The organism is Candidatus Symbiopectobacterium sp., assembly GCF_020054415.1.
GTDB lineage: Bacteria > Pseudomonadota > Gammaproteobacteria > Enterobacterales > Enterobacteriaceae > Symbiopectobacterium.
Map to the genome: position 1 here is coordinate 1 of NZ_JAHWCO010000098.1, position 1,019 is coordinate 1,019.

The following is a 1,019-nucleotide window of genomic DNA, read 5'->3' on the forward strand; positions in this document are numbered from 1 at the left end:
TCCCATTATCAAACACAAAGCCGGCCTGCTCAATCTCGCCGAAGAACTCGGTAACGTATCAAAAGCCTGCAAGATCATGGGCGTGTCACGCGATACATTTTACCGTTATCAGGAACTGGCTGCTGAAGGCGGCATTGATGTGTACTAGCTCAGACCTGATCTGACAGTTACCGATTATTTATACAGGTGTCTGTCAGATCAGGTCTGAGCTAGTACACATGATTGCATCCGGTGTCCCCTGCGCAATCATTTCTCCACCGCGCAACGCCACCAGATAATCACAGTAGCGTGCCGCCATATTGATATCGTGCAGCACAGCGATCACCGTCAGCCCCTGCTCACGGCTCATGCGTTGGATCAGGGACAGTAACCTCAACCTGATGCGCAATGTCTAACGCTGACGTCGGCTCATCCAGCAGCAGACCGCGGCTGTCCACCAAACGGTGAGCGAACGGCTTCAGCCCCACGACGGCGATAGCGTTTTCCACATTTTCGCGATCAGTACTGCCAAAGCGCCCCAGCGCGCCGTGCCACGGGTAACGTCCGAGCGCAACCAGCTCACGCACCGTCATACCTTCCGCGGCAGGGAGTTTTTGGGGCAGATACGCAACCTGTCGGGTAAAGGATTTGCTGTCCCAGCCGGGCAACGGCGTGTCCTTGACCGATATCACGCCGCTACTTGGAGTTTGATGACGCCCCAGCATCTTCAACAACGTTGATTTACCTGAACCGTTGTGACCAATCAATCCACACACTTTACCGATGGGAAATGTCAGAGAAAGCGAATGCAGCAGGGTGCAACCAAGCACAGCAAAGCTGAAATCGTCGAGACGAAAGGTGGTATCCGGCCCATTATCAGCCCGCACCGATTCATGAGAAGGGTCGTGTATTCAATATGTTGATTGCAGTGTGAAATGTCCGGTTTTGGATGTGGAATACAGTGGCTAAAGTTGATGTAAGATGCCCGTTTTGTGAACAGACATCTCCTGTGAAAAAAACGGTTATGGCAAAAGTGGCCA

General features: G+C 52.5%; 1 protein-coding gene and 2 pseudogenes. 1 reads left to right on the forward strand and 2 read right to left on the reverse strand.

What is annotated here, in order from left to right:
- Window positions 1-139, forward strand: a pseudogene (locus QZ506_RS03000) (helix-turn-helix domain-containing protein); the annotation flags it as partial.
- Between the two features lie 57 nt (window positions 140-196).
- On the opposite strand, the pseudogene QZ506_RS03005 reads toward QZ506_RS03000, so the two are convergent.
- Window positions 197-866, reverse strand: a pseudogene (locus tag QZ506_RS03005) (ATP-binding cassette domain-containing protein); the annotation flags it as partial.
- A partial coding sequence (locus QZ506_RS03010) for a hypothetical protein (protein WP_291968967.1) occupies window positions 773-1,019 on the reverse strand: 247 nt, incomplete at its 5' end. The gene QZ506_RS03010 and the pseudogene QZ506_RS03005, both read right to left, overlap by 94 nt.